This is a genomic window from Shewanella sp. 10N.286.48.B5 (assembly GCF_002874355.2).
Taxonomy (GTDB): domain Bacteria; phylum Pseudomonadota; class Gammaproteobacteria; order Enterobacterales; family Shewanellaceae; genus Shewanella.
The window spans coordinates 1,855,380-1,875,721 of sequence record NZ_MCVG02000001.1 but is presented as its reverse complement, the minus strand read 5'-3'; the positions used below and the strand labels follow the sequence as shown (position 1 = coordinate 1,875,721).

Here is a 20,342-nt window from a genome sequence, read left to right as displayed (position 1 = left end):
GTCAATGTAAATGAACAAAAACCTGATGGCAATGAACACAAAAAGTGAACATTGCAATACATCAGGTTTTATTGGGGTAAAATTGTTGTGTTTTGTCTTTAAAGCGCTTTAAAAGACTTTAATTTAAGGCTTTAAAACGAATCGCAGTACCACCACTTTTTGCTAATACCAGTGACAGATTGTCTTTCGAAGTCACTTTTGTCGTTTCAATGACGTAATCATATGGGTTGGTTTCCCAGTTCGCTTTATCGCCATCACGATATATTTGTGCTTCATATTGTTGGTTATTATCTAAAAATGATAATACAACATCAAAACTGCGGGCTTGTTCATCAGTGAGTGCGCCAAGATACCAATCATCAGAGTGACGGTCTTTACGCGCAAAGGCAACAAAATCACCGACTTCACCAGCAACCGCAATACTCTCACTCCAGTCGGTGGGGACATCTTGAATAAACTGAAAGGCGTCAAGGCGTTCAACATAATTACGTGGTAAATCCGCCGCCATTTGAATTGGACTATAAAGCACTACATACAAAGCGAGTTGCTTAGTTAATGTTGTTTGCACCCGATTAACCGCATCTAAGCCTTCTGGTGCGAGATTAAATATCCCTGGAGTGAAATCCATTGGCCCTGACAGCATACGAGTAAAAGGTAAAATCGCGGTATGTTCTGGGTTATTGGGCGGAGTTCCCCAAGCGTTAAATTCTTGGCCGCGGGCGCCTTCTCGGGCAATCCAGTTTGGATAGGTGCGGCGCAGACCAGTATCTTTAACGGGTTCGTGAGTATTAATACTAATGCCACGCTTTGCGGCTTCGGTAATACTGTGCAGGTATTCATTCACCATAAACTGGCCATCATGCCATTCATGGCGGGTAATACCGTTTTCATCAACACGCTTGATGTCACCGCCATCAGCTACGTAACCGGTTTTGATTTGAGTAACCCCTTGCTTTTTATATAAATCATAAGCATCACTCATTTGATTACGGTAATTCGTTACAGAACCTGAGGTTTCATGGTGACCAATTAAGCGCACGTTTTGTTTAGCGCCATATTCACTGACAGCATCAATATCAAAATCATCATATGGTTTAGTAAAGCTAAACACATCGCCATTATGGAACCAACTGCCATCCCAGCCGACATTCCAGCCTTCAACTAATACGCCGTCAAAGCCGTACTTAGCAGCAAAGTCCATGTAACGTTTGGTTTCGCTGGTCGTTGCGCCATGTTTATCACCTGAACCCCAAGTATTTTCATTAAGATGCATTCCCCACCAAATCCCAACATACTTACCTGGTTCAACCCACGACACATCACCGAGCTTGTTAGGTTCGTTTAAGTTAAGGATTAAATCTGAATTGAGTAAACCAGTGGCTTTTTCGGCAATTTGAATGGTTCGCCATGGGGTGGTAAATCCGGGTGCTGTTTTAACTAATATACCGTCAGACCATGGGGTTAAATCAGCTTTTAATGTGCCGTCTCTGCGTTGATCTAGCACCATAGCTGCGTAATCGGTTAAGGCGGCTTCATGAATACTTAAATGGGTGCCACTCTTTAATTTGTATGTGAATGGTGTATGTGCGCGGTCGACCTTATTAACACTTGTGGTGTTATATAAATATTCGTAACGGTTCCAACCACGCCCAGGGATCCACCAAGCTGTTGCATTATGGGCATCAGGTACTGAAAATTCAGTGAGCTCGTTAATTATATTAAGCGATGTAACATCGGCGAGAGAGGCTTGTTTAGGGACGGTATATCTAAAGCCAATACCGTCATCAAAGGTTTTAAATTCAAGCATAAACTCATAGGTGCCATTTGAAAATGTTGTGGTGAGTTTATTGTGCTGATCAAGTACCCATTCTCGTTCGCCCCAGGGCTGCTGCCAACGGGTAGAGGATGACTCAATATCAGATGACTTAATTTCAAAACCGCTGCCGAATTCCCCCAAAGACTGAAATACCAAACCTAAACGTGAATTTAATACTGCATCTTGGCCATTAAAGCTGACTTTATACTCTGGTCTATCACCATCATCAGTAAGGCTGACAAGAATTTTTTTATCAGGCGAGCTGACGGTTACAGTTTGGGCATGCACATGAGTATGGGTTGCAAAGAGTGTTAGGGCGCTCAATGTCGTTAGTAGAGCTCGCTTACAGTTGATGTTTGATGTAATTGAATGCTGCTTGTTATTTGAAGCGAATAACATTGTGACTCCATTTTATTATTTGTATTTCCTTAACCCATAGTAGAGCTGTTAATTATTCAGCTGCAATTTGTTACATACGTATTCAATTCAATTGTCATAAATTGGTTGAATTTATTTTTACGTTTATAAAATATATTTGAAATGAGAAGTATTTGTAATTAGGTGTTTAATTGAAAATTGAGAAATAAATTACTAGTTGTATCGTTGTTTATTTGGTACTGAAAATGCCTCTTAGATACAGGTGTTAATGTGTTTGATTGCGCTCGCTGTAATTGTTTCAAAAAATGGCTGTTAAATTTAGATTTTGCATATGCGCCTTGCAGTAATAGCAATTGTGATAGTGTTAAAAGTTCAGCTAAATCTATGACTTACCTATATTTTACAATTTAAACTTCTATTTGCTGAAAGTATGATTTGGTATTGTTCCTTTACATAAAAAAAGGAAATACCATGGCAATGAATAGACGTAGTTTTCTTAAGGGGAGTAGTGCATTTGCATTTTCTGCCAGTATTATGGGGTGTTCTAGTGATGATGAGAATATTGAAGAACCTCCAGTAGTAGAACCACCAATTGAAGTACCACCTGAAGAAGGCATTCCAGATGGTGTTTATCACACAACGTGTCCACGTAACTGCGGTGATAGATGTAGCTTGATGGTAACCACAAAAGATGATGTGGCAATATCAATCACAGGTGATACAACACACCCTGTAACAGCGGGAACCCCATGTGTTAAAGGTCATGCCTATTTACAGTCTGTGTATAGCCCAGACCGTATTCAACAACCAATGAAACGCGTAGGACCACGTGGCCCAGGTGCAAGCTTCGAACCTATTTCGTGGGATGAGGCCTATAGTGCCATTGCAGGCCGCTTAAACGAGATTATTAACACCCATGGTGGTAATTCAATCATTCCTTACTCTTACTCTGGCTATAGTGGAATCAGTGCTGGCTCGGGTCCGAATCGGTTCTTTAACCGTATCGGCAGTCGTAACTTGGAGCGTAATATTTGTGCCAGTGCCGGTTATTCTGGAATGAGTTCAATATTGGGTGAGTTTTCAGGCCCAAGCCCAGAAGATTACGTCAATACCAAATGTTTTGTTTCTTGGGGTACCAATGAGCAAGCCACCAATATTCACCACCTTAAATTTATTAATGAAGCCCGTGATAAAGGCGCTAAAATTTTAGTGGTTAACCCGGCTAGAACACCTTTAGCTTCTCAAGCTGATATCTGGTTACAGCCGACTCCTGGTACCGATGCCACCTTAGTTGTGGGTATTAGTAAAGTGCTGATTGAAGAAGGTTTACATGATACAAACTTTATTGAAGCCCATACCCAAGATTATGATGCATTACTAGCACGTCTTGAAGAGTTTACTCATGAAGAAATTGAATTAGAAACGGGTGTTTCCAAAAGCGAATATCAAGCCTTTGCACGAGCTTATGCAGGTGCTGAATGTGCCATGATCCGCATTGGTTATGGTTTACAACGTACCTTGAATGGTGGCCGAATGGTTAAAGCCATTCCAACGCTTGCAGCGTTAACCGGTAATATCGGCAAAGTGGGTGCAGGTGTTGTGTATCTTAATACTCAAGCTGGTGGGATGTTTGATTGGGCTTATTGTAATGCGCCGCATCTAACACCTGAAGATGCAGTAAGAGACACGGTCAATATGAATGAGATTGGCAGGTCGTTACTACCTGAAGATTATCAACATGAAGACGGTCAAATTGGTCCACTTGCTTTTGGTGAGCCGTGCGATCCAATTAAAGCAATGATTGTATATTCAAGTAACCCAATGGCAATTGCCCCTAACACTGATCTGATTGAAAAAGGCTTGATGCGTGACGATTTGTTCTTAGTGGGTATTGATTTATTCCAAACCGATACCATGGATTATGTTGATTACTTGCTACCGACGTCTAGTTTTATGGAGCAATCAAATCTCATTGATAGTTATCATTGTTATTACTCTAAGCATAGTGCGCAAGCCATTATGCCACTTTATGAATCCAAACCTGACACAGTCATCTTTAATGAACTTGCTAAAGCAATGGGTTTTGAAGATGCAGAGTTCAATGAGTCGATTGATGAAATTTTACGTAATACTTGGAAAGGTAATATTAGTTACGATGCGCTATTAGAGCAAAAGTGGGATAGCCCAATTGTACCGTATCCATTCCGTAAAGATTACGACTTCCCAACGTCAAGCGGCAAGATTGAATTTAAAGACACCAGCGGCAAGTACTTTGACCCTGAAAAATTCAATCCAGTAATTGATACCGGCACCCCTGAAAGCGATGCTGCTGATAATAAAGGGATGACCGATGCTGAAAAAGCGCGTGAGTTCAGATTAATATCACCAGCGCACCCTAAATTAAGTAATTCTCAATGGGCCAATGTTAAATATATTGCTGGGACATTACCTCAACATACTGTTTATATTCATCCTTTAGATGCTGGCAGCAAAGGGATTAATGAAGGCGATCAAGTGACGTTAACTGCAAGTCGCTATGGTAACCCGAGTGTACAAATTCAATATGTAGCAAGGGTTGAACCAATGACACCTGTGGGCACATTGTTTGTTTGGAAAAATGCCTGGAAAAAACTTAATGATAACGGAAGTAATACCGCAGTTAACCAGCTGGCAAACTGTGATTTAACTGATATGAACAACTGTTCTACCTTCCACTCAACCCGTGTCGATATTGCACTGGCGTAATTATAATCATTAAGGAACTTTCTAATGACTGAACAAAAAGTTTTTGTATTTCGCCAAGAAAACTGTGTTGGCTGTGAAGCTTGTACCGTGGCATGTCAGGCTGGCCGACAAGCGAATGAATTTGTCACCGTAAGAGATATCTCTCAAGGTGAAAAAACCAATCATTTAGGTAAGCAAGTTGCGGTATTTTTATCGCAATCTTGTCATCACTGTGAAGAGCCTATTTGTGTTGAAAAGTGTCCTGTTGGCGCAATGGTTAAACGCGATGATGGCATTGTCCATATTGACGAAACGCTATGTGTCGGTTGCGGAGCATGTCGTATGGTGTGTCCTTATGATGCGCCAAAACTTGACGCTAAGCGTGGTATTTTATCGAAATGCGACATGTGTAAAGACAGACTCGATGTCGGTGATAAACCATTTTGTGTTACCGGCTGCCCAGTGCAAGTGTTAGATGTGATGGATCAATCAGAAGCATTAAATTTGCCAGGGGCAAGTTTAAATGGTGATGGCTATGAAGATTTAGGCACAGGTCCGACAACAGTATTTATTAAATTAAGAGTCTAATACTTAAGGCTTACTTTAAATGCCAACCCTAGGGTTGGCATTTTTATTTAAATAATAAATTTTATAAATGTATTTAGCGGTGTAATAACAATAATAAAAAGTGCTATTAATGAAATAATAGGTAAATTTAAGTTATATTTAATAAAGCAGTGGCTAAACGGTAAATCTAATATTGGCGCGTTGATTTGATTTTATAATGTGTTTATCCCAGTTATTGGATAATTGAATAACTGATACTGCATGATTAATGAGGTCTTGTTGATGTGATTGATCTACCAATGCTGAAAACTCTCTGGCTAGCGCGATGATGATGTAATCATCTTTCGTTAATATTTCACCATTAAGACTATTGTTGATCAAAATACTGAAACTATTGAAAAATGTAGACATTAACTCCTGTTCACTCAAACGCTTAGGTAGATTGTCTACGCGTCTAAAGTCATTAATAACCATTAGAGAAATCTTTCTGCAAATGGTTTCTAGTGAGCTCCTTGGGTATGAAGAACCGACCCATACTGAGTGTGGCTTAAGGCTTACTTCTATAGCACTACTAAGCTCTGCAGCACGCCATCTTTCTTTAAAATTCATCAGTAACATAACTTTGCCTATATAAGCAGTAACACATCTATCTTACACAATATTCATAGACCGAATATTTACCTAAGTCACTTTTATTAAAATGTCCTAATAATTGTTTAGATAAATAGGAACCTATCACAGACATTTATAATAACCTGAAATAAAATAATGGTAATTAAATAATTTAAACAAATGGAATTTAAACATGAATAACGATGAATACGTTAAAAATATGGCAGGAATGTTTAATTTTCTAGCTGAAGTATTTTATCAAAAACCAAGTGATGAATTAAAGGAAACTATTTCAATACTAGAGTTACCCTTATTTATAACAAAAGAAAACAATATAGATAATCACTTTAGGGAAAAATTAGATACCTTAAAACAATTGAGCCAAACTTTGGTGCTGGATGACATTAAACAGGATTACAATGCCTTATTTATCAGGCCAAAAGGTAAACTTGCTTATCCATGGGGATCAGTTTATTTAAGCAATAATAATCGTTTGTTTGACCAGTCAACCCTGTTATTTATGGATTTCTGTAAAAAAAACCACTTGAACTTTAACTTACCACAACATCAACCAATGGATCATTTTGGTTTGATGCTAGTTGCACTGGTGTATTGCTTAGAACTTGACTTGCAAGACGGTCAACAAAGAGTGAAAGAACTATTAGAACAACACTTGCTTAGCTGGAGTGACCGCTTTTTAAGCTTGGTGATTGAGCATAGTACAAGTCACTTTTATGGTGTTTCAGCCCAGTTATGCCAGCTATTGTTAACTGAGCTAACACTTAGTAAGGAGCTTGAGCTAAAGCCCGTCACATTGTACAAGTAAGCTGAACTGACATTGCTTGCATTAAAGATGCTAGCAAAGATGATGAAAAAACCTGCAATAAGGTTAATTATTGCAGGTTTAAAGGCGCTTAGGCAGGTTTAAATCTTGCTAGCACGAATTAGCAGCACGAATTAGTAATACTAATTACCAGGTAATAACTAACACTTGAGATTGTAGTGGTTGCAGATTAATCGCTATGCTGGCTTGTTGCTTTACCACATTCATAGGATGTTTTTCGTTAGCACCAATGGTGAGCAAGTCATCTAATTGATAGCTACCATCCTTGATTTGGGCTTTAGTGATTAATGCTCGAGGTAGGTGTAAGTTGATACTCGTAGCTTGGCTGTCGCTAAAATTACTGACTACCAGCATAAACTGCTCGTCGTTATAACGGCTAAAAGCAAAGGTGTTATCGTTATAGCCTTGTTGATTGGTTTTTTGGCTAGCGGAACGGTTAATAGTATCAAGCTCGAAGTACTCACCTTGCAGGGCTGGCGCCGTGTGACTTAAGTTAACCAAGGTTTGATAATATTTGCGCAGTGCTTTTTCAGCATCCGTTGATTGACCGCCATCAAATTTGCCGTTATTCATCCAACGTTGATGGGCCGGTACGCCAACGTAATCAAAAATACTGGTACGGCTGGCTTGGCCAAAACCGGCATCTTGCTCGGCTTTTTCACCGACATCTTGACCGAAATAAAGCAAGGTCGGAGAGCGACTTATGGTGGTAGACACCACCATCGCAGGCAAGGCGGCTTCGGCGCTGCCAGCAAAGTCGCCAGTATTAATTCGCTGCTCATCATGATTTTCTAAAAAGTTGAGCATGTGCTGCTCAATATCTGCAATTTTTGCTTGATCGGCTGCAATCTCAGCCGTCGACTTTTTACCATGGATAATGTCTTTTAATGTGTCGTATAAATCGACTTTATCGTACAGATAATCCATCTTTCCTAAATGAATATAATCACGGTAAAGACTTGGGTTATACACTTCAGCAAGTAAAAAAGCATTGGGGTTTAGGTGTTTGATATTACTGTTGAGATAACTCCAAAATTCAACTGGCACCATTTCGGCCATATCGTACCTGAAGCCATCAACGCCTTTTGCTAGCCAGAATTCGGTGATGTGTTTAAATTTAACCCAAGAATCAGGGATATCGCTCAGTGGTTGAGTCTGCCAAAATTGGTAATGCTGCGCAGAAGACATCTGGGCATATTCACTTGGCAGAGTAGGGAAGTCGTAGCTGCCATCAGGCTTAACGCCATAGTTAACCTTAACGGTTTCATACCAATCATTGGCGTCTGGCTTGGCTAAACGTGAGCCATTACCGGTCCATTTAGCTGGTGTTTCAATAAACTGACCGTCAGCGAGGGGATGAGACTCACCGCCTAAGGGCTGATAGTTATCTTTGGCATCGGGAACAGAGAAACTCTCACCGACAATATAATAGAAGTTATTGTTTTTATCGTATTCAACAGCGGTATTGTCTTGCTCACCAAAGTTGCGATTAGCTGGAAGCGGCGCATTTTGTGGGGCAGATTGATATTGGCGAGCCACATGGTTAGGCACGATATCGATAATCACCTGCATGCCGTTTTGATGAGTACGTGATATAAGCGCTTCAAATTCAGCTAATCTGTTAGCCGGGTCATTAGCTAAGTCAGGGTTAACGTTATAGTAATCTTTTACCGCATAAGGTGAGCCAGCGCGGCCCTTTACCACATCTGGGTCGTCATTACTGATCCCAATGTCTGTGTAATTATTGATCAATGCGTGATGGGGTACGCCGGTATACCAGACATGGGTTGTCCCTAATGACTTAATGTCTTGCAGGGCTATATCGGTAAAGTCACTAAACTTGCCGACACCGTTGTCTTGTATAGTGCCCCAAGGCTTATTGGTAGTGTTGGTATTACCATAAAGACGGGTAAAAACCTGATAAACCACCGGCTTACCGGTTAAAGGTTGTGCAGCAGCACTTAGCTGCTCAGTACCGCTCTGTTTAACCGTCTCATTAATACTGGCTTTATCTGTGGCGCAACCAGCAATAACCATACTGACTCCCGTTAATACCAGGCCCAATTTTATCGGTAAACTTACGCTGAATTTTTGTAAATACATATGCTTCTCGTGGCAGATTTATATTATTTAACTAAAGGAGATTAACAAGCTTTAGTTATGATCTAGAGTTTAACCGTTATTTGATTAACTTAAGAATAATGACACCTTTTTCTTTTAATGTGAGCGGCTTAGTTAATGAATACGTTTGTTGTGTGATGATATCTTTAGCCACAGTATGTTGTTTAATCACTGGTGCGAAACGGCTTAAATCAAGCTGGTATTCTTGCTGATTTTTATTGTAAATAATCAATAAACTCTCTTTGTTGCCTGCTTGATTATATTCACGGGCTTGCAGGTAAACACCCTCTTTAGGAGCAAAGTGTTTAAGGCTGCCTTGTTGTATCGCTAATGAGTTTTTACGATAGTTTAAAAGCGCGCGATTAAAGGCAAGCGCATCTTGTTGTTGGGCGGACAAAGACGATGGCTTGAATACACTGAGTTTATCTTCAGCAAATCCGCCGGGTAAGTCACTGCGAACTAAACCGTCATTACGATCTTTTGTCGGACTTTGCATCAAAACTTCGGTACCGTAGAAAATTTGCGGAATGCGGTTACTGGTTAACACATAGGCCATGGCCATTTTATACAGGGCTAGGTCATTGTTCATCAGACTGTATAAACGGTTAGTGTCATGGTTACCTTCAAATAACACTAAATCAGTAGGCTTGGCATAAACCACATCATTGGCGAGCGTTTCATATAGATTAATAAGTCCGCTACCCCAACTTTCTTCATCAGTTAAGCTTTTAATGAGCACCTCATAAAGTGGAAAGTCCATCATGCTCGGGGTATGTGAGACATAGCCATCAGCATTGTGTTTACCCGCCTGCCAATAGCTTACTGTAATGGGGTTATCGCTCCATTCCTCACCAACAATATTAAAGTTGGGATACTCATCCATAATGGCTTTTGACCAAGTGGTTAAAAAGCCTTTATCTGCATAAGAGTAGGTGTCTTCGCGAATACCACTGAGGCCGGCATATTCAATCCACCAAATACTGTTTTGAATTAAGTATTTTGCCATAAACTGATCACCTTGATTCATGTCAGGCATGGTGTCAGTAAACCAGCCATTTTCGAATTCTGCAGTATCAGATGGCATAGCGTATGGATCTTGAACTGTGGTTCTGCGATGGCTGGTATACATGATGTCTTGAGGGTTTTGTTGCCATTTTTGTTGGCCATTTATCCAAGTTGAAGTTGGAAAATCAGCCATCCAGCGATGCCCCGAACCCATATGGTTAACAATCACATCTTTAATAATACCAATACCAAACTGCTTCGCTTCTTCTACTAAGGATTTGTATTCTTCGTTGCTACCAAAACGTGGGTCAATTTTATAAAAATTAGTGGTGGAGTAACCATGGTATGAATACTGGGCTTGGTTATTTTCAAGCAGCGGGTTTATCCATAACTGTGTGATACCTAGATCTTTGAAGTAGGGTAGTGACTGACGAATACCGAGAATATCACCACCATGTCGGCCATCTTTATCGTCACGATTGGCTGTTTCTAACATGTCTGGGTGATTATCGTTGTCAGGATTACCATTTACAAAACGATCGGGAGTGATGAGATAAATGACATCTTTATTAGAAAACCCTTCACGCTGGCGTGAATCTGCCGTCCGGGCCTGAATAGGGTATTCAAGGGTTTGAACTAGCTGATTGTTATCAAACAAACCTATTTTAATGGTTTGCGGCTTTGCATCCTTTAAGTCTAAATCGATAAAAAGATGATTGTTACTTGCTGACTGATGAACCGCTTTAAGTGCCACATTGGCAGATTCAACAAGTTTGACCTCATAGGCGCTAATACCTTCGCCATAGACTAATAACTGCAATTGACTGTTTTGCATATCAGCCCACCAAGATTGTGGTTCAACGGTGACATTATTGATTTCAGCAGTAGCAGCGCTAGTCATTAATAAATTAACCATCAAGGCTAGCGGAGCAAGTTTTCTAATAGTCATAAGTTTACCTTTGATGAAATTACAATTTATCAATAAATTGTTGATGAGACGGCATAGCAGCAACAGCCCTATTGATGATTTGCTTAATATTGCCCAGATAATCATGTAAGTCAGCATCACTTACACTATTAGCTAACGGGTTATAGTCATTAGGCATAATGCCTTGGCCGAGCATTACCTGTATCCAAGCAGCTTCTGTAAACAATTCATCTTGGTAGCGACTGACAGTGCCAGTGGCTTTAAATAGTTCAATTTTTTGTTTAAGGCTGTCAGGTATCGCCATATCACGGCATTGCTGCCATAAATCATTGTGTGTTTCTTTTTGATTCAGGTGATAGTGCAAAATAATGAAGTCGCGAATCTGTTCAAATTCAAGTTTCGACTGGCGATTAAACTCATCAACATTAGCTTGCTGAACGCCATTGTGGGGGAACAGCTTAGACAGACGTATGATGGCTGATTGAACTAAATGTAAGCTGGTGGACTCAAGTGGCTCTAAAAAGCCGCTTGATAAACCAATGGCAACACAGTTTTTATGCCACTGCTTTTCACGGCGTCCGGTTTTAAAATTGATTTTTCTGGGCTCTGCCAGCGGTTTTCCATCGAGGTTTTCAAGCAATAACGCTTTGGCTTGCTCATCAGATAAATATTGACTGCAATAAACTAAGCCATTACCAGTACGGTGTTGCAAAGGAATACGCCACTGCCAACTTGCATCATGGGCGATAGAGCGAGTATAGGGGGTTAATGCTTCAGTTCGTTCACAAGGTACGGCATAAGCACTGTCACAGGGCAGCCAATGCTGCCAGTTTTCATAACCCACATCTAATTGCTTTTCAATTAATAATGCAGCAAAGCCTGAGCAATCGATAAAAAAGTCAGCGCTAATTATCTGGCCATCTTTTAATGACACGGATTCAATGCTGCCGTCATTGGCAAGGGTTGTGGAGGTGATTAAGCCTTCGATACGCTTAACTGACAGCTTTTCACTGTAGTTACGTAATAGCTTAGCGTAGAGGCTGGCATCAAAGTGATAAGCGTGGGTGATACCAGCTAATGGCGTGCCTTGAACGCGATCCATTATGGAGAATTTATTATTTTTAGCTGCTTGGTAATTTAATGAAAAATCCCAGAAATGATTAATATCAGTGGGTTTGGATTTGTTCCAGTAATGATGGAACTGGGTAAAGCCAATATCTTTACCTACATTGCCAAAGGCATGCATGTAGCTTTGTTGCTGGTTGCCCCAATTTTCAAACTCAATACCCAACTTGAAAGTGGCTTGGGTTTGTTTAATAAAATCTGCTTCTTTAATCCCTAGTACATTATTAAATATTTGCAGTGGAGGAATAGTAGCTTCACCGACACCAATGGTGCCGATATCTTCAGACTCGATTAAGGTGATGTAGAGCTGCTGTTTAAATAGCTTAACTAACATGGCGGCGGTCATCCAGCCTGACGTACCACCCCCTACAATTACAATGTGTTTTATTTTGTTGTTATTCATAGTAATCGCCTCATTAAATAATGGTTTGATATAAAGTAAAAAAGCCCCTGTAACAGGTTACAGAGGCTTTTTGGTCTTATGCAGATTAGAACTTGTAGTTCGCGCCTAACATGTAGTTACGACCATAGTTTTGGTAATCACGTACATGACGAGCATCATCACCTGTGTATGAAGTGAATGGCTCATTAGTTAAGTTACTGACCTGAAATAACACTGATAAACCATATAAGGCATCAATACCACTTTCAGAGAAGTCATAACCGATTTGCGCATCAACCACAGTCTCAGCTTTAACATTAACATTTTGACGGGTTAAGCTGATTGCGGTTACTTCACCTAAGAAGTCACTACGGTAGCGAGAGCTAACACGTGCTTCAAAGCCTGAGTTTTCATAGTAAACCGTCGCATTGAAGGTTTTCTCAGAAAGACCAGGTAAAGTTGTTGGCTCGCTATCAGAGGTTTCTTTCACTTCACTGTCGTTGTAAGAACCACTTAATACCGTACCAAAACCTTCTAGCGCATCAGCCCACATACCAAAGTCCATAGAGAATGACGCTTCAATACCTTGAACATAACCGCCATCACCATTTTGCCATTGCTCAAATCGACCTACAGGGTTATCACCTGGATTTTGAGGTGGAACGATGTCGGTAAAGTCAATAAATGCTGTTTGCTTATAGGTGTAGTTTTCTAAGTCTTTATAGAATACCGCTAATGCAAAGTAACCTTGATCACTGAAGTAGTTTTCGTAACTGATATCGTACTGGCGTGCTAACCATGGGCGCAACTGAGTATTACCCGCATTACCTGACCAGTTAACGCCGTCTGTTGGATTAGCTTCATAACTATAACCAATGTTGGAGTTCATTTGGTCCATACGAGCGCGGGTCAAGGTACGAGCTGCAGATACGCGTAACATTTGGCCTTCAGCAACTTCAAAACCTAAGTTAAAGCTAGGTAACCATTCAGTATAAGATGCGCTGTCGTAGTTGGCGTTAGTAACCAGTTCGCCATTTTCTAACGTAGACGCAGTACCATTAGAGCTTTGGTCTGTTTGAACCGCTTGAACACCGAAGTTACCTGTAAAAGGTATATCGTAAACATCAGTATCAATAGTAGCCATTACAAATGCAGTAGTGACTTCTTCACTGACATCCCATGAATTAACTGCACGGCTAGCATCAACATCGGCTACGTCTGTTTCAATGTAGTTACCGTCATTGTAAAAAGCTAATGAGTCATAGCTTAATACGTCACCCATACCAAAAAAGTCTAGTGAAGTTGATCTTAATAGGTATTTATCAGGGACCGTCATAACATAGTTTGGATCGGTGCCGTCATAACCTTTAAGGGTTAGGAAGTAGCCTTTATCTAATTTTGATTTTTCACGCTCAGTGTAATTCACACCAAATTTCACACTGCGAATCGCACTGTCATCAAAAATATATTCAGCAGCTAAACGGAAAGACTGTAATTCATCTTCAATTTCTGGTTTGTTAATGAAGCCGTCTTGAGTATTCGCTCCCAGTGGGCTACCCCAACCAAGCGGATCGCCTAGCTTGATGACATTTGGATCAGAGTAATCCAAACCGTGAGTAAAGTTGTAGCTACCATCACCATTGTAAGCAAAGCCTAAATCATCAACTGCGCCAACGCCTGTGCCACGACCGGTACCACTGTAGCTTTCCATACCAATATCAGTACGTTCGGCTTTAGATAGACCGATGTCAGCTTCAACATTCCAGTTATCATTGATTTGAAATTTGTTATTCCAGCCAACTGATAGCGATTCTGCATCACGTTTGTTGACATCGTTACGTACTACTACTTCAGCGCCACGAATGACGCCTTCAGTAACAAGACCATTTTCAATGTTAGTTGCTTCGATACCACCGTTAGCACCCCAAGCAGCTGGGATTTCAATACCACGTAGACGTTGGTCATCAGTGAATTGACTGTAATACAAGTCAACAGTAGTGTGATAAAAATCATTAGGTGCATATTCAAATACAGCTAATACACCATCACGCTCAAGTTCTGATGAACGAACGAAAGGTTTTGCACCACCTAATACACTTTCACCAGCATCATTTTCTGGGTAACCCCATGCTTGCCAGCGCTCTTCTTGGTTAGGCGACATCATGCGTGCATAACCTAATGCAATACCAATAGTGTCATCAGCAAATTGGTCAATATAAGAAATACTGCCACGGTAACCGGTATCATCAGAACCGCTATTTAACGCACCAAGGTCATTCATTTCACCACGTAAACCAATAGCGAATGTTTGTTCACCATGGGTTAGCGGGCTGATTGTTTGCATATCAACCGTGCCACCAATAGCTTGAGCCATAACGGTTGCATCAGGTGTTTTGTATACCACAACACGATTTAATAATTCAGAAGGGTATTGGTCAAATTCAACACCACGGTTATCGTTAACAGACGCTTGTTCGCGGCCATTAAGTGTCGCGGTAGTGAAATCCGGCCCCATGCCGCGGATTGAGATGACGTTTGCGCGGCCATCAAGGCGCTGAGCCGAAACACCTGGTAGACGTGCAAGTGATTCTGCGATACTGACATCAGGTAATTTACCGATATCTTCTGCAGAAATAGCTTCAACGATTGAAGATGAAGACATTTTTAATGATTGTGATTCTTTTAAACTACGACGAATACCAGTGACTTTTAATACTTCAATTGATTCATCAGCAGTTGCAACATCTTCTGCTTCAGCAGCGTAACCGTACATACTTGTACTGGCAGCTACCATTGCTAACGTTAGTAAGCTTGGTTTAAATAGCGACATCCATCTTTCCCCTTCTGAATGGCCAGCAGCCCTTTTTATAAGGTCGAGCTGCTAGATTTCTATTATTTATAATTACAGTCTTTATAGTATTTTTACTTCAGCTTGCTTAAATGACTGCATAAGCGCTGAGGTTTATTTCCACTTTGTTGCGGAACAGTAAAGATACTACTCCTAGCATTCTTTCATCGACAACGTTATGCATACGTATTCAAAGCTTTTGTAGACTTTAAATGGCCACTTTATTACTTTTTTTTAACATTCAAAAGATAGTTTATGTATTGGTTAAGTTATTGAATATTAGCATTTAAGTGCTTGGTTTGTATTTTTAAAATTCGTATTAATTCTTTGCATACGTATGCAGCTCTATTGAACCTGATTTCACTATTCACGTATCCTCGAGGCAATTAAATAATAATGACGACCAGTTACTAGGTCGCAACATAGGGTTAACCATGAGTGAGGTAGCTATATGGTTAATGCTTTTATTACAGAGGGCGAGTAATGAGTCAGTTATCATGGTGGCGCGGCGGAGTGATATATCAGGTATATCCACGAAGCTTAATGGATTCAAATGGCGACGGAGTCGGTGATCTACAAGGAATAATTACCAAACTTGATTACATTGCTAGTTTGAATGTTGATGCAATCTGGATATCGCCCTTTTTTAAGTCGCCAATGAAAGATTTTGGTTACGACATCAGTGATTATCTCGATGTTGATCCTATGTTCGGCACAATGGAAGACTTTGACGAACTGATTGAAAAGGCACATAAGCTCAATATCAAAATAGTCATCGATCAGGTATTAAGTCATACATCTGACGAGCATGCCTGGTTTAAACAAAGTAAATTAAGTCGTGATAACGACAAATCTGATTGGTATGTTTGGGCCGACCCTAAAGAAGATGGCACCGCGCCTAATAACTGGTTAGCTATTTTTGGTGGTTGTGCTTGGGAGTGGGAGCCGCGTCGTCAGCAATATTACTTGCATAACTTCCTAAAAAGTCAGCCTGATTTAAATTTCCATAACCCTGAAGTTCGCGCTGCAGTGCTTGAAAATGTCGATTTTTGGCTTAAAAAAGGCGTTGATGGTTTCCGCTTAGATGCGATTACTTTTTGCTATCACGATGAGCATCTGCGTGATAATCCAGCTAAACCCAAAGATCAACGCCAAGGTCGTGGCTTTAGTGAAGATAACCCTTATGCCTACCAATATCATTATTACAATAATACCCGTCCACAAACTGTCGGCTTTATTGAAGAGCTGCGCGCACTTATTAATCAATACCCAGGCGCCGTGACTTTAGGCGAAGTGTCAGCAGAAGATTCTTTAGCGACCATGGCTGAATATACCCAAGGCGATGATCGTTTGCATATGGCCTATAGTTTTGAGCTATTAACCAATGATTTTAGCGCGGCTTATATTCGCCAAACAGTTGAAGAACTGGAAGCCAGTATTGGTGACGGTTGGCCGTGCTGGGCCATAGGTAATCATGATGTGCAACGCGTTGCGACCCGCTGGGGCAAAGGTGAAACTAATCCCGCCATGGTTAAAATGCTCAATGCGATGTTGTTTTCGCTGCGAGGCAGCGTATGCAGTTATCAAGGTGAAGAATTAGGCTTAACGGAAGCGCCTATTGAGTTCAGTGAGCTGCAAGATCCATTTGGGATTACCTTCTGGCCAATGTTTAAAGGCCGTGATGGCTGCAGAACCCCAATACCGTGGTCGAAAGATCATCAACAAGCGGGTTTTTCTGACAGCAGTAAACCTTGGTTACCTATTCCTGCTGCACATAAAGCTATGGCTGCAGATGTTCAAGAAGCAGATACACAATCCAATCTACATGCTTATCGCCGCTTTTTAAAATGGCGTAAGCAATATCCTGCATTGGTGATGGGTGATATTAGCTTTATTGATGTGGATTCTAACCTTTTGGTATTTGTACGTACCTTTGAAACTCAAAAAATGCTGGTAGTATTTAACTTAGATAATAGTGCCAATACATTTGATGCCTCTGCATATGACATTGTTGCAGTTAAAGATGATCACGGTCTTGAGTCTGCATCTTTGCAAGCTGATGCTAAACTAACATTAAACGCATTTGGAAGTTTCTTCGCATTAATTAAATAATGTAACGATAAAACAGCAGCTTAATCGGTTGCTGTTTTTATATGTGTTGTAGGTTTTTAATAACAAGATTCAGTTGCCAGTAGACATGCTAGTAATTGGTGATAACAACGATAACAAGAGAGTTCATATTATGGCTTCAGCTATTCCAACGGGTTCAACAACAGTTAGCAGTACTGGCGACGGTAGTTACCGTTTCGCACTAGTATCGTTAACCTCACTATTTTTTATGTGGGGATTCATTACCTGTCTTAATGACATACTAATCCCTCATCTAAAGGCGGTATTTTCATTAAGTTACACTGAAGCCATGCTGATTCAGTTTTGTTTTTTTGGCGCTTATTTCTTAGTGTCATTACCTGCTGGCAGTCTGGTTAAAAAGATTGGTTATCAAAAAGGCATTGTGTCCGGTTTAGTTATTGCTAGTATCGGTTGTGCCTTATTTTACCCTGCTGCAGCATTGGAAACTTACGCGTTATTCTTAGGGGCATTGTTTGTTTTGGCTTCAGGTATCACCATTTTACAAGTAGCCGCTAATCCTTATGTAAATGCACTAGGCTCTGAAGAAACAGCCTCAAGTCGTTTAAACTTAACCCAAGCCTTTAATGCATTAGGCACCACTGTCGCCCCATATTTTGGCGCTGTGTTGATTCTTTCAGTCGCAACGGGTGCCGTTGGTGAGTTAAGCCATGCACAAGCTGAAGCTGACGTGGTAAAAATGCCATATCTATTTTTATCTGCCACGTTAGCAGTTTTAGCTGTGATTTTTTCACAATTAAAGTTGCCTATTATCCAATCTCATACCGCAGTTGAAACAGATGGTAAGGTTACTTACAAAGGTAAAACCAGCGCGTTGCAAAGCATTCACTTAGTATTGGGCGCGGTGGGCATTTTTGTTTATGTTGGCGCTGAAGTATCAATTGGCAGCTTTTTGGTTAACTTTTTAGGTGAAGAGCACATTGTAGGGCTGCAAGAAGCTGATGCAGCAAAATACATTACCTATTACTGGGGCGGGGCGATGATTGGTCGTTTTATTGGTTCAGCGCTTATGCAAAAAATACCTGCAGGCACCATGTTAGCCTTTAATGGTTTAATGGCTGCGACCTTAGTATTAGTTGCTATTAATACCAGTGGTGAAGTGGCCATGTGGGCAATTTTAGCGGTTGGCTTATTTAACTCCATTATGTTCCCAACTATTTTTAGTTTGGCTTTAAGAGACTTAGGCCCACATACTTCGCAAGGCAGTGGCTTTTTATGTTTAGCGATTGTTGGTGGAGCAATCATCCCATTATTACAAGGGGTAATGGCTGATACCATGGGCATACAACCGGCGTTTATTCTTCCTGTAGTGTGCTATGCATTTATCATATTTTACGGCGCGAAAGGCTCTAAAATGTAACCTTTAAGCTGACGCTTTATATCAGGCAGCCTAACGGCTGCCTTTTTGTTATTTCGCCGCCAATAAATAGGAATCAATACTTGCTTAAAAGGCGGTTAACTCCTATGATCCATGCGCTTTTTCTGTTTTATCTTATTTCTATAACTCGTTGAGATCCCCCAATGCTAACTTACCCGCTCTCAGGCAGTTCATCTGAACTGGTCATTAATGTGTTAACTATGGTGCTAACTGAAGGAAAACCTTTAGATCGCGCTTATTCACATAACTTTTCAGGTATGCAATATCCACCTGCGGAGCTAGCAAGAATTACTCTCGTTACTGGTGATATTTTGCGTCGTTTGAACCTTTACTGCTATTTGGTTGATATCAAAGCAGAAGATATTGAACGTACCGGTTCTAAATTATTAAACGGCTGGCATTTATTCCACGATCTTGATTTACCAAAGATGGAATATGCATTACAAGTTGATAGCGCACAGTTTGCCGAGCGTCTAGAGGTTGCAAAAGCACAACCGGCTTTGTGGGATGGCTGCCCAGAGTGGCTTGACGAGTTAGGTGCTGCGCAACTAGGCGAAAAATGGCCAGCAGAAAGAGCGGCTTTAGCAACAGCGCCAAAACGCTATATTCGCGCTAACAGCTTAAAAGGCACCCGTGAAGAATTAAAGCAACGGTTAACTAAAGAGTTGGTCGCTACTGTAGAGGTTGAAGGCGTTGAAAGTGCGTTAGAGATACGTTCAGATTCTGCATTATTCAAAACTGAAGCCTTTAAACAAGGCTATTTTGAACAACAAGATGCCGGCTCGCAGCTCGTTGCTGCTGCAGTTGATGCAAAACCAGGTATGCGAGTTGTTGATGCTTGCGCCGGCGCTGGTGGTAAAACTTTGCACATTGCCGCACAAATGCAAGGTAAAGGTCGTTTACTTGCTATGGATGTTGAGCAATGGAAACTTGATAACCTCAAAATTAGAGCAAGAAGAGCAGGCGCGCATAATGTTGAAACCCGCATTATCGCTAGCAGCAAAACCATTAAACGGATGAAGTTGACTGCTGACAGAGTCCTACTCGATGTACCTTGTTCAGGTTTAGGGGTGTTAAAACGTAACCCAGATTCTAAATGGCGTGACACGCCAGAAAGATTACCGGTATTAATTGAGCTACAAAAAGACATTTTGCAAAGCTATAGCCGAATGGTAAAAGTGGGCGGTATATTAGTCTACGCTACCTGTTCAATCATGCCTGATGAAAACAGAAATCAAGTTGATGCCTTTTTAGCTGCAAACCCACATTTTACATTATTAGATGATGAATTAATCTTGGTTGCTGAGCATGGTTTTGATGGTTTTTATTTAGCAAGAATGGAACGCATAAGCGAAGTGTAAATTTATTGTTTTAAAATAAAATCATACCGAATAAAAACAGTGCAGTTAGATAACTTCACTGTTTTTTATGCCTGCGATATATAGCCAATAAATGTAGCATTGCTT

Annotated in this window: 12 protein-coding genes; 6 read left to right on the top strand and 6 right to left on the bottom strand. The window is 40.7% G+C overall.

Going from position 1 to position 20,342, the window contains the following annotated elements; translation table 11 throughout:
• Window positions 1-118 precede the first annotated feature (118 nt).
• Window positions 119-2,215, bottom strand: a complete 2,097-nt coding sequence (locus BCU57_RS08045; RefSeq protein WP_102437356.1) for a glycoside hydrolase family 97 protein — start codon at window positions 2,213-2,215, stop codon at window positions 119-121.
• Window positions 2,216-2,665: 450 nt separating this feature from the next.
• Between BCU57_RS08045 and BCU57_RS08040 the strand changes: the two genes are divergently transcribed.
• Complete coding sequence (locus BCU57_RS08040) at window positions 2,666-4,939, top strand: molybdopterin-dependent oxidoreductase (RefSeq protein ID WP_102437358.1); 2,274 nt, start codon at window positions 2,666-2,668, stop codon at window positions 4,937-4,939.
• Window positions 4,940-4,963: 24 nt separating this feature from the next.
• Window positions 4,964-5,506, top strand: a complete 543-nt coding sequence (locus BCU57_RS08035; protein WP_102437360.1) for a 4Fe-4S dicluster domain-containing protein — start codon at window positions 4,964-4,966, stop codon at window positions 5,504-5,506.
• Window positions 5,507-5,659: 153 nt separating this feature from the next.
• On the opposite strand, the gene BCU57_RS08030 is transcribed toward BCU57_RS08035, so the two are convergent.
• The gene (locus BCU57_RS08030; RefSeq protein WP_102437362.1) at window positions 5,660-6,103 is read right to left on the bottom strand and encodes a hypothetical protein; all 444 of its coding nucleotides are present in this window, start codon (window positions 6,101-6,103) and stop codon (window positions 5,660-5,662) included.
• A 187-nt stretch (window positions 6,104-6,290) separates the two neighbouring features.
• Here BCU57_RS08030 and BCU57_RS08025 point away from each other — a divergent pair, with 187 nt between their 5' ends.
• The gene (locus tag BCU57_RS08025) at window positions 6,291-6,923 is read left to right on the top strand and encodes a molecular chaperone (RefSeq protein WP_102437364.1); all 633 of its coding nucleotides are present in this window, start codon (window positions 6,291-6,293) and stop codon (window positions 6,921-6,923) included.
• Between the two features lie 144 nt (window positions 6,924-7,067).
• On the opposite strand, the gene BCU57_RS08020 is transcribed toward BCU57_RS08025, so the two are convergent.
• The 4 genes from BCU57_RS08020 to BCU57_RS08005 all read right to left on the bottom strand — a co-directional run bounded on the left by BCU57_RS08020 (window position 7,068) and on the right by BCU57_RS08005 (window position 15,332).
• Window positions 7,068-8,978 carry an alpha-amylase family glycosyl hydrolase gene (locus BCU57_RS08020; protein ID WP_413211420.1) on the bottom strand — a complete coding sequence of 637 codons (1,911 nt, stop codon included), beginning with the start codon at window positions 8,976-8,978 and terminating at the stop codon, window positions 7,068-7,070.
• A gap of 142 nt (window positions 8,979-9,120) precedes the next feature.
• Window positions 9,121-11,016, bottom strand: coding sequence for a glycoside hydrolase family 13 protein (locus BCU57_RS08015; protein ID WP_102437368.1), 1,896 nt, complete (start codon window positions 11,014-11,016; stop codon window positions 9,121-9,123).
• Between the two features lie 19 nt (window positions 11,017-11,035).
• Window positions 11,036-12,523 carry a tryptophan halogenase family protein gene (locus BCU57_RS08010; protein ID WP_102437370.1) on the bottom strand — a complete coding sequence of 496 codons (1,488 nt, stop codon included), beginning with the start codon at window positions 12,521-12,523 and terminating at the stop codon, window positions 11,036-11,038.
• 85 nt (window positions 12,524-12,608) lie between these two features.
• The gene (locus BCU57_RS08005) at window positions 12,609-15,332 is read right to left on the bottom strand and encodes a TonB-dependent receptor (protein WP_102437372.1); all 2,724 of its coding nucleotides are present in this window, start codon (window positions 15,330-15,332) and stop codon (window positions 12,609-12,611) included.
• Between the two features lie 501 nt (window positions 15,333-15,833).
• On the opposite strand from BCU57_RS08005, the gene BCU57_RS08000 reads away from it, so the two are divergent.
• The 3 genes from BCU57_RS08000 (at window position 15,834) to BCU57_RS07990 (ending at window position 20,237) form a co-directional block, all read left to right on the top strand.
• The gene (locus tag BCU57_RS08000; RefSeq protein WP_102437374.1) at window positions 15,834-17,462 is read left to right on the top strand and encodes an alpha-glucosidase; all 1,629 of its coding nucleotides are present in this window, start codon (window positions 15,834-15,836) and stop codon (window positions 17,460-17,462) included.
• A 130-nt stretch (window positions 17,463-17,592) separates the two neighbouring features.
• Window positions 17,593-18,858, top strand: coding sequence for a sugar MFS transporter (locus BCU57_RS07995; protein WP_102437415.1), 1,266 nt, complete (start codon window positions 17,593-17,595; stop codon window positions 18,856-18,858).
• A gap of 161 nt (window positions 18,859-19,019) precedes the next feature.
• Window positions 19,020-20,237 carry an RsmB/NOP family class I SAM-dependent RNA methyltransferase gene (locus BCU57_RS07990; protein ID WP_102437376.1) on the top strand — a complete coding sequence of 406 codons (1,218 nt, stop codon included), beginning with the start codon at window positions 19,020-19,022 and terminating at the stop codon, window positions 20,235-20,237.
• The last annotated feature ends 105 nt before the right edge of the window (window positions 20,238-20,342 follow it).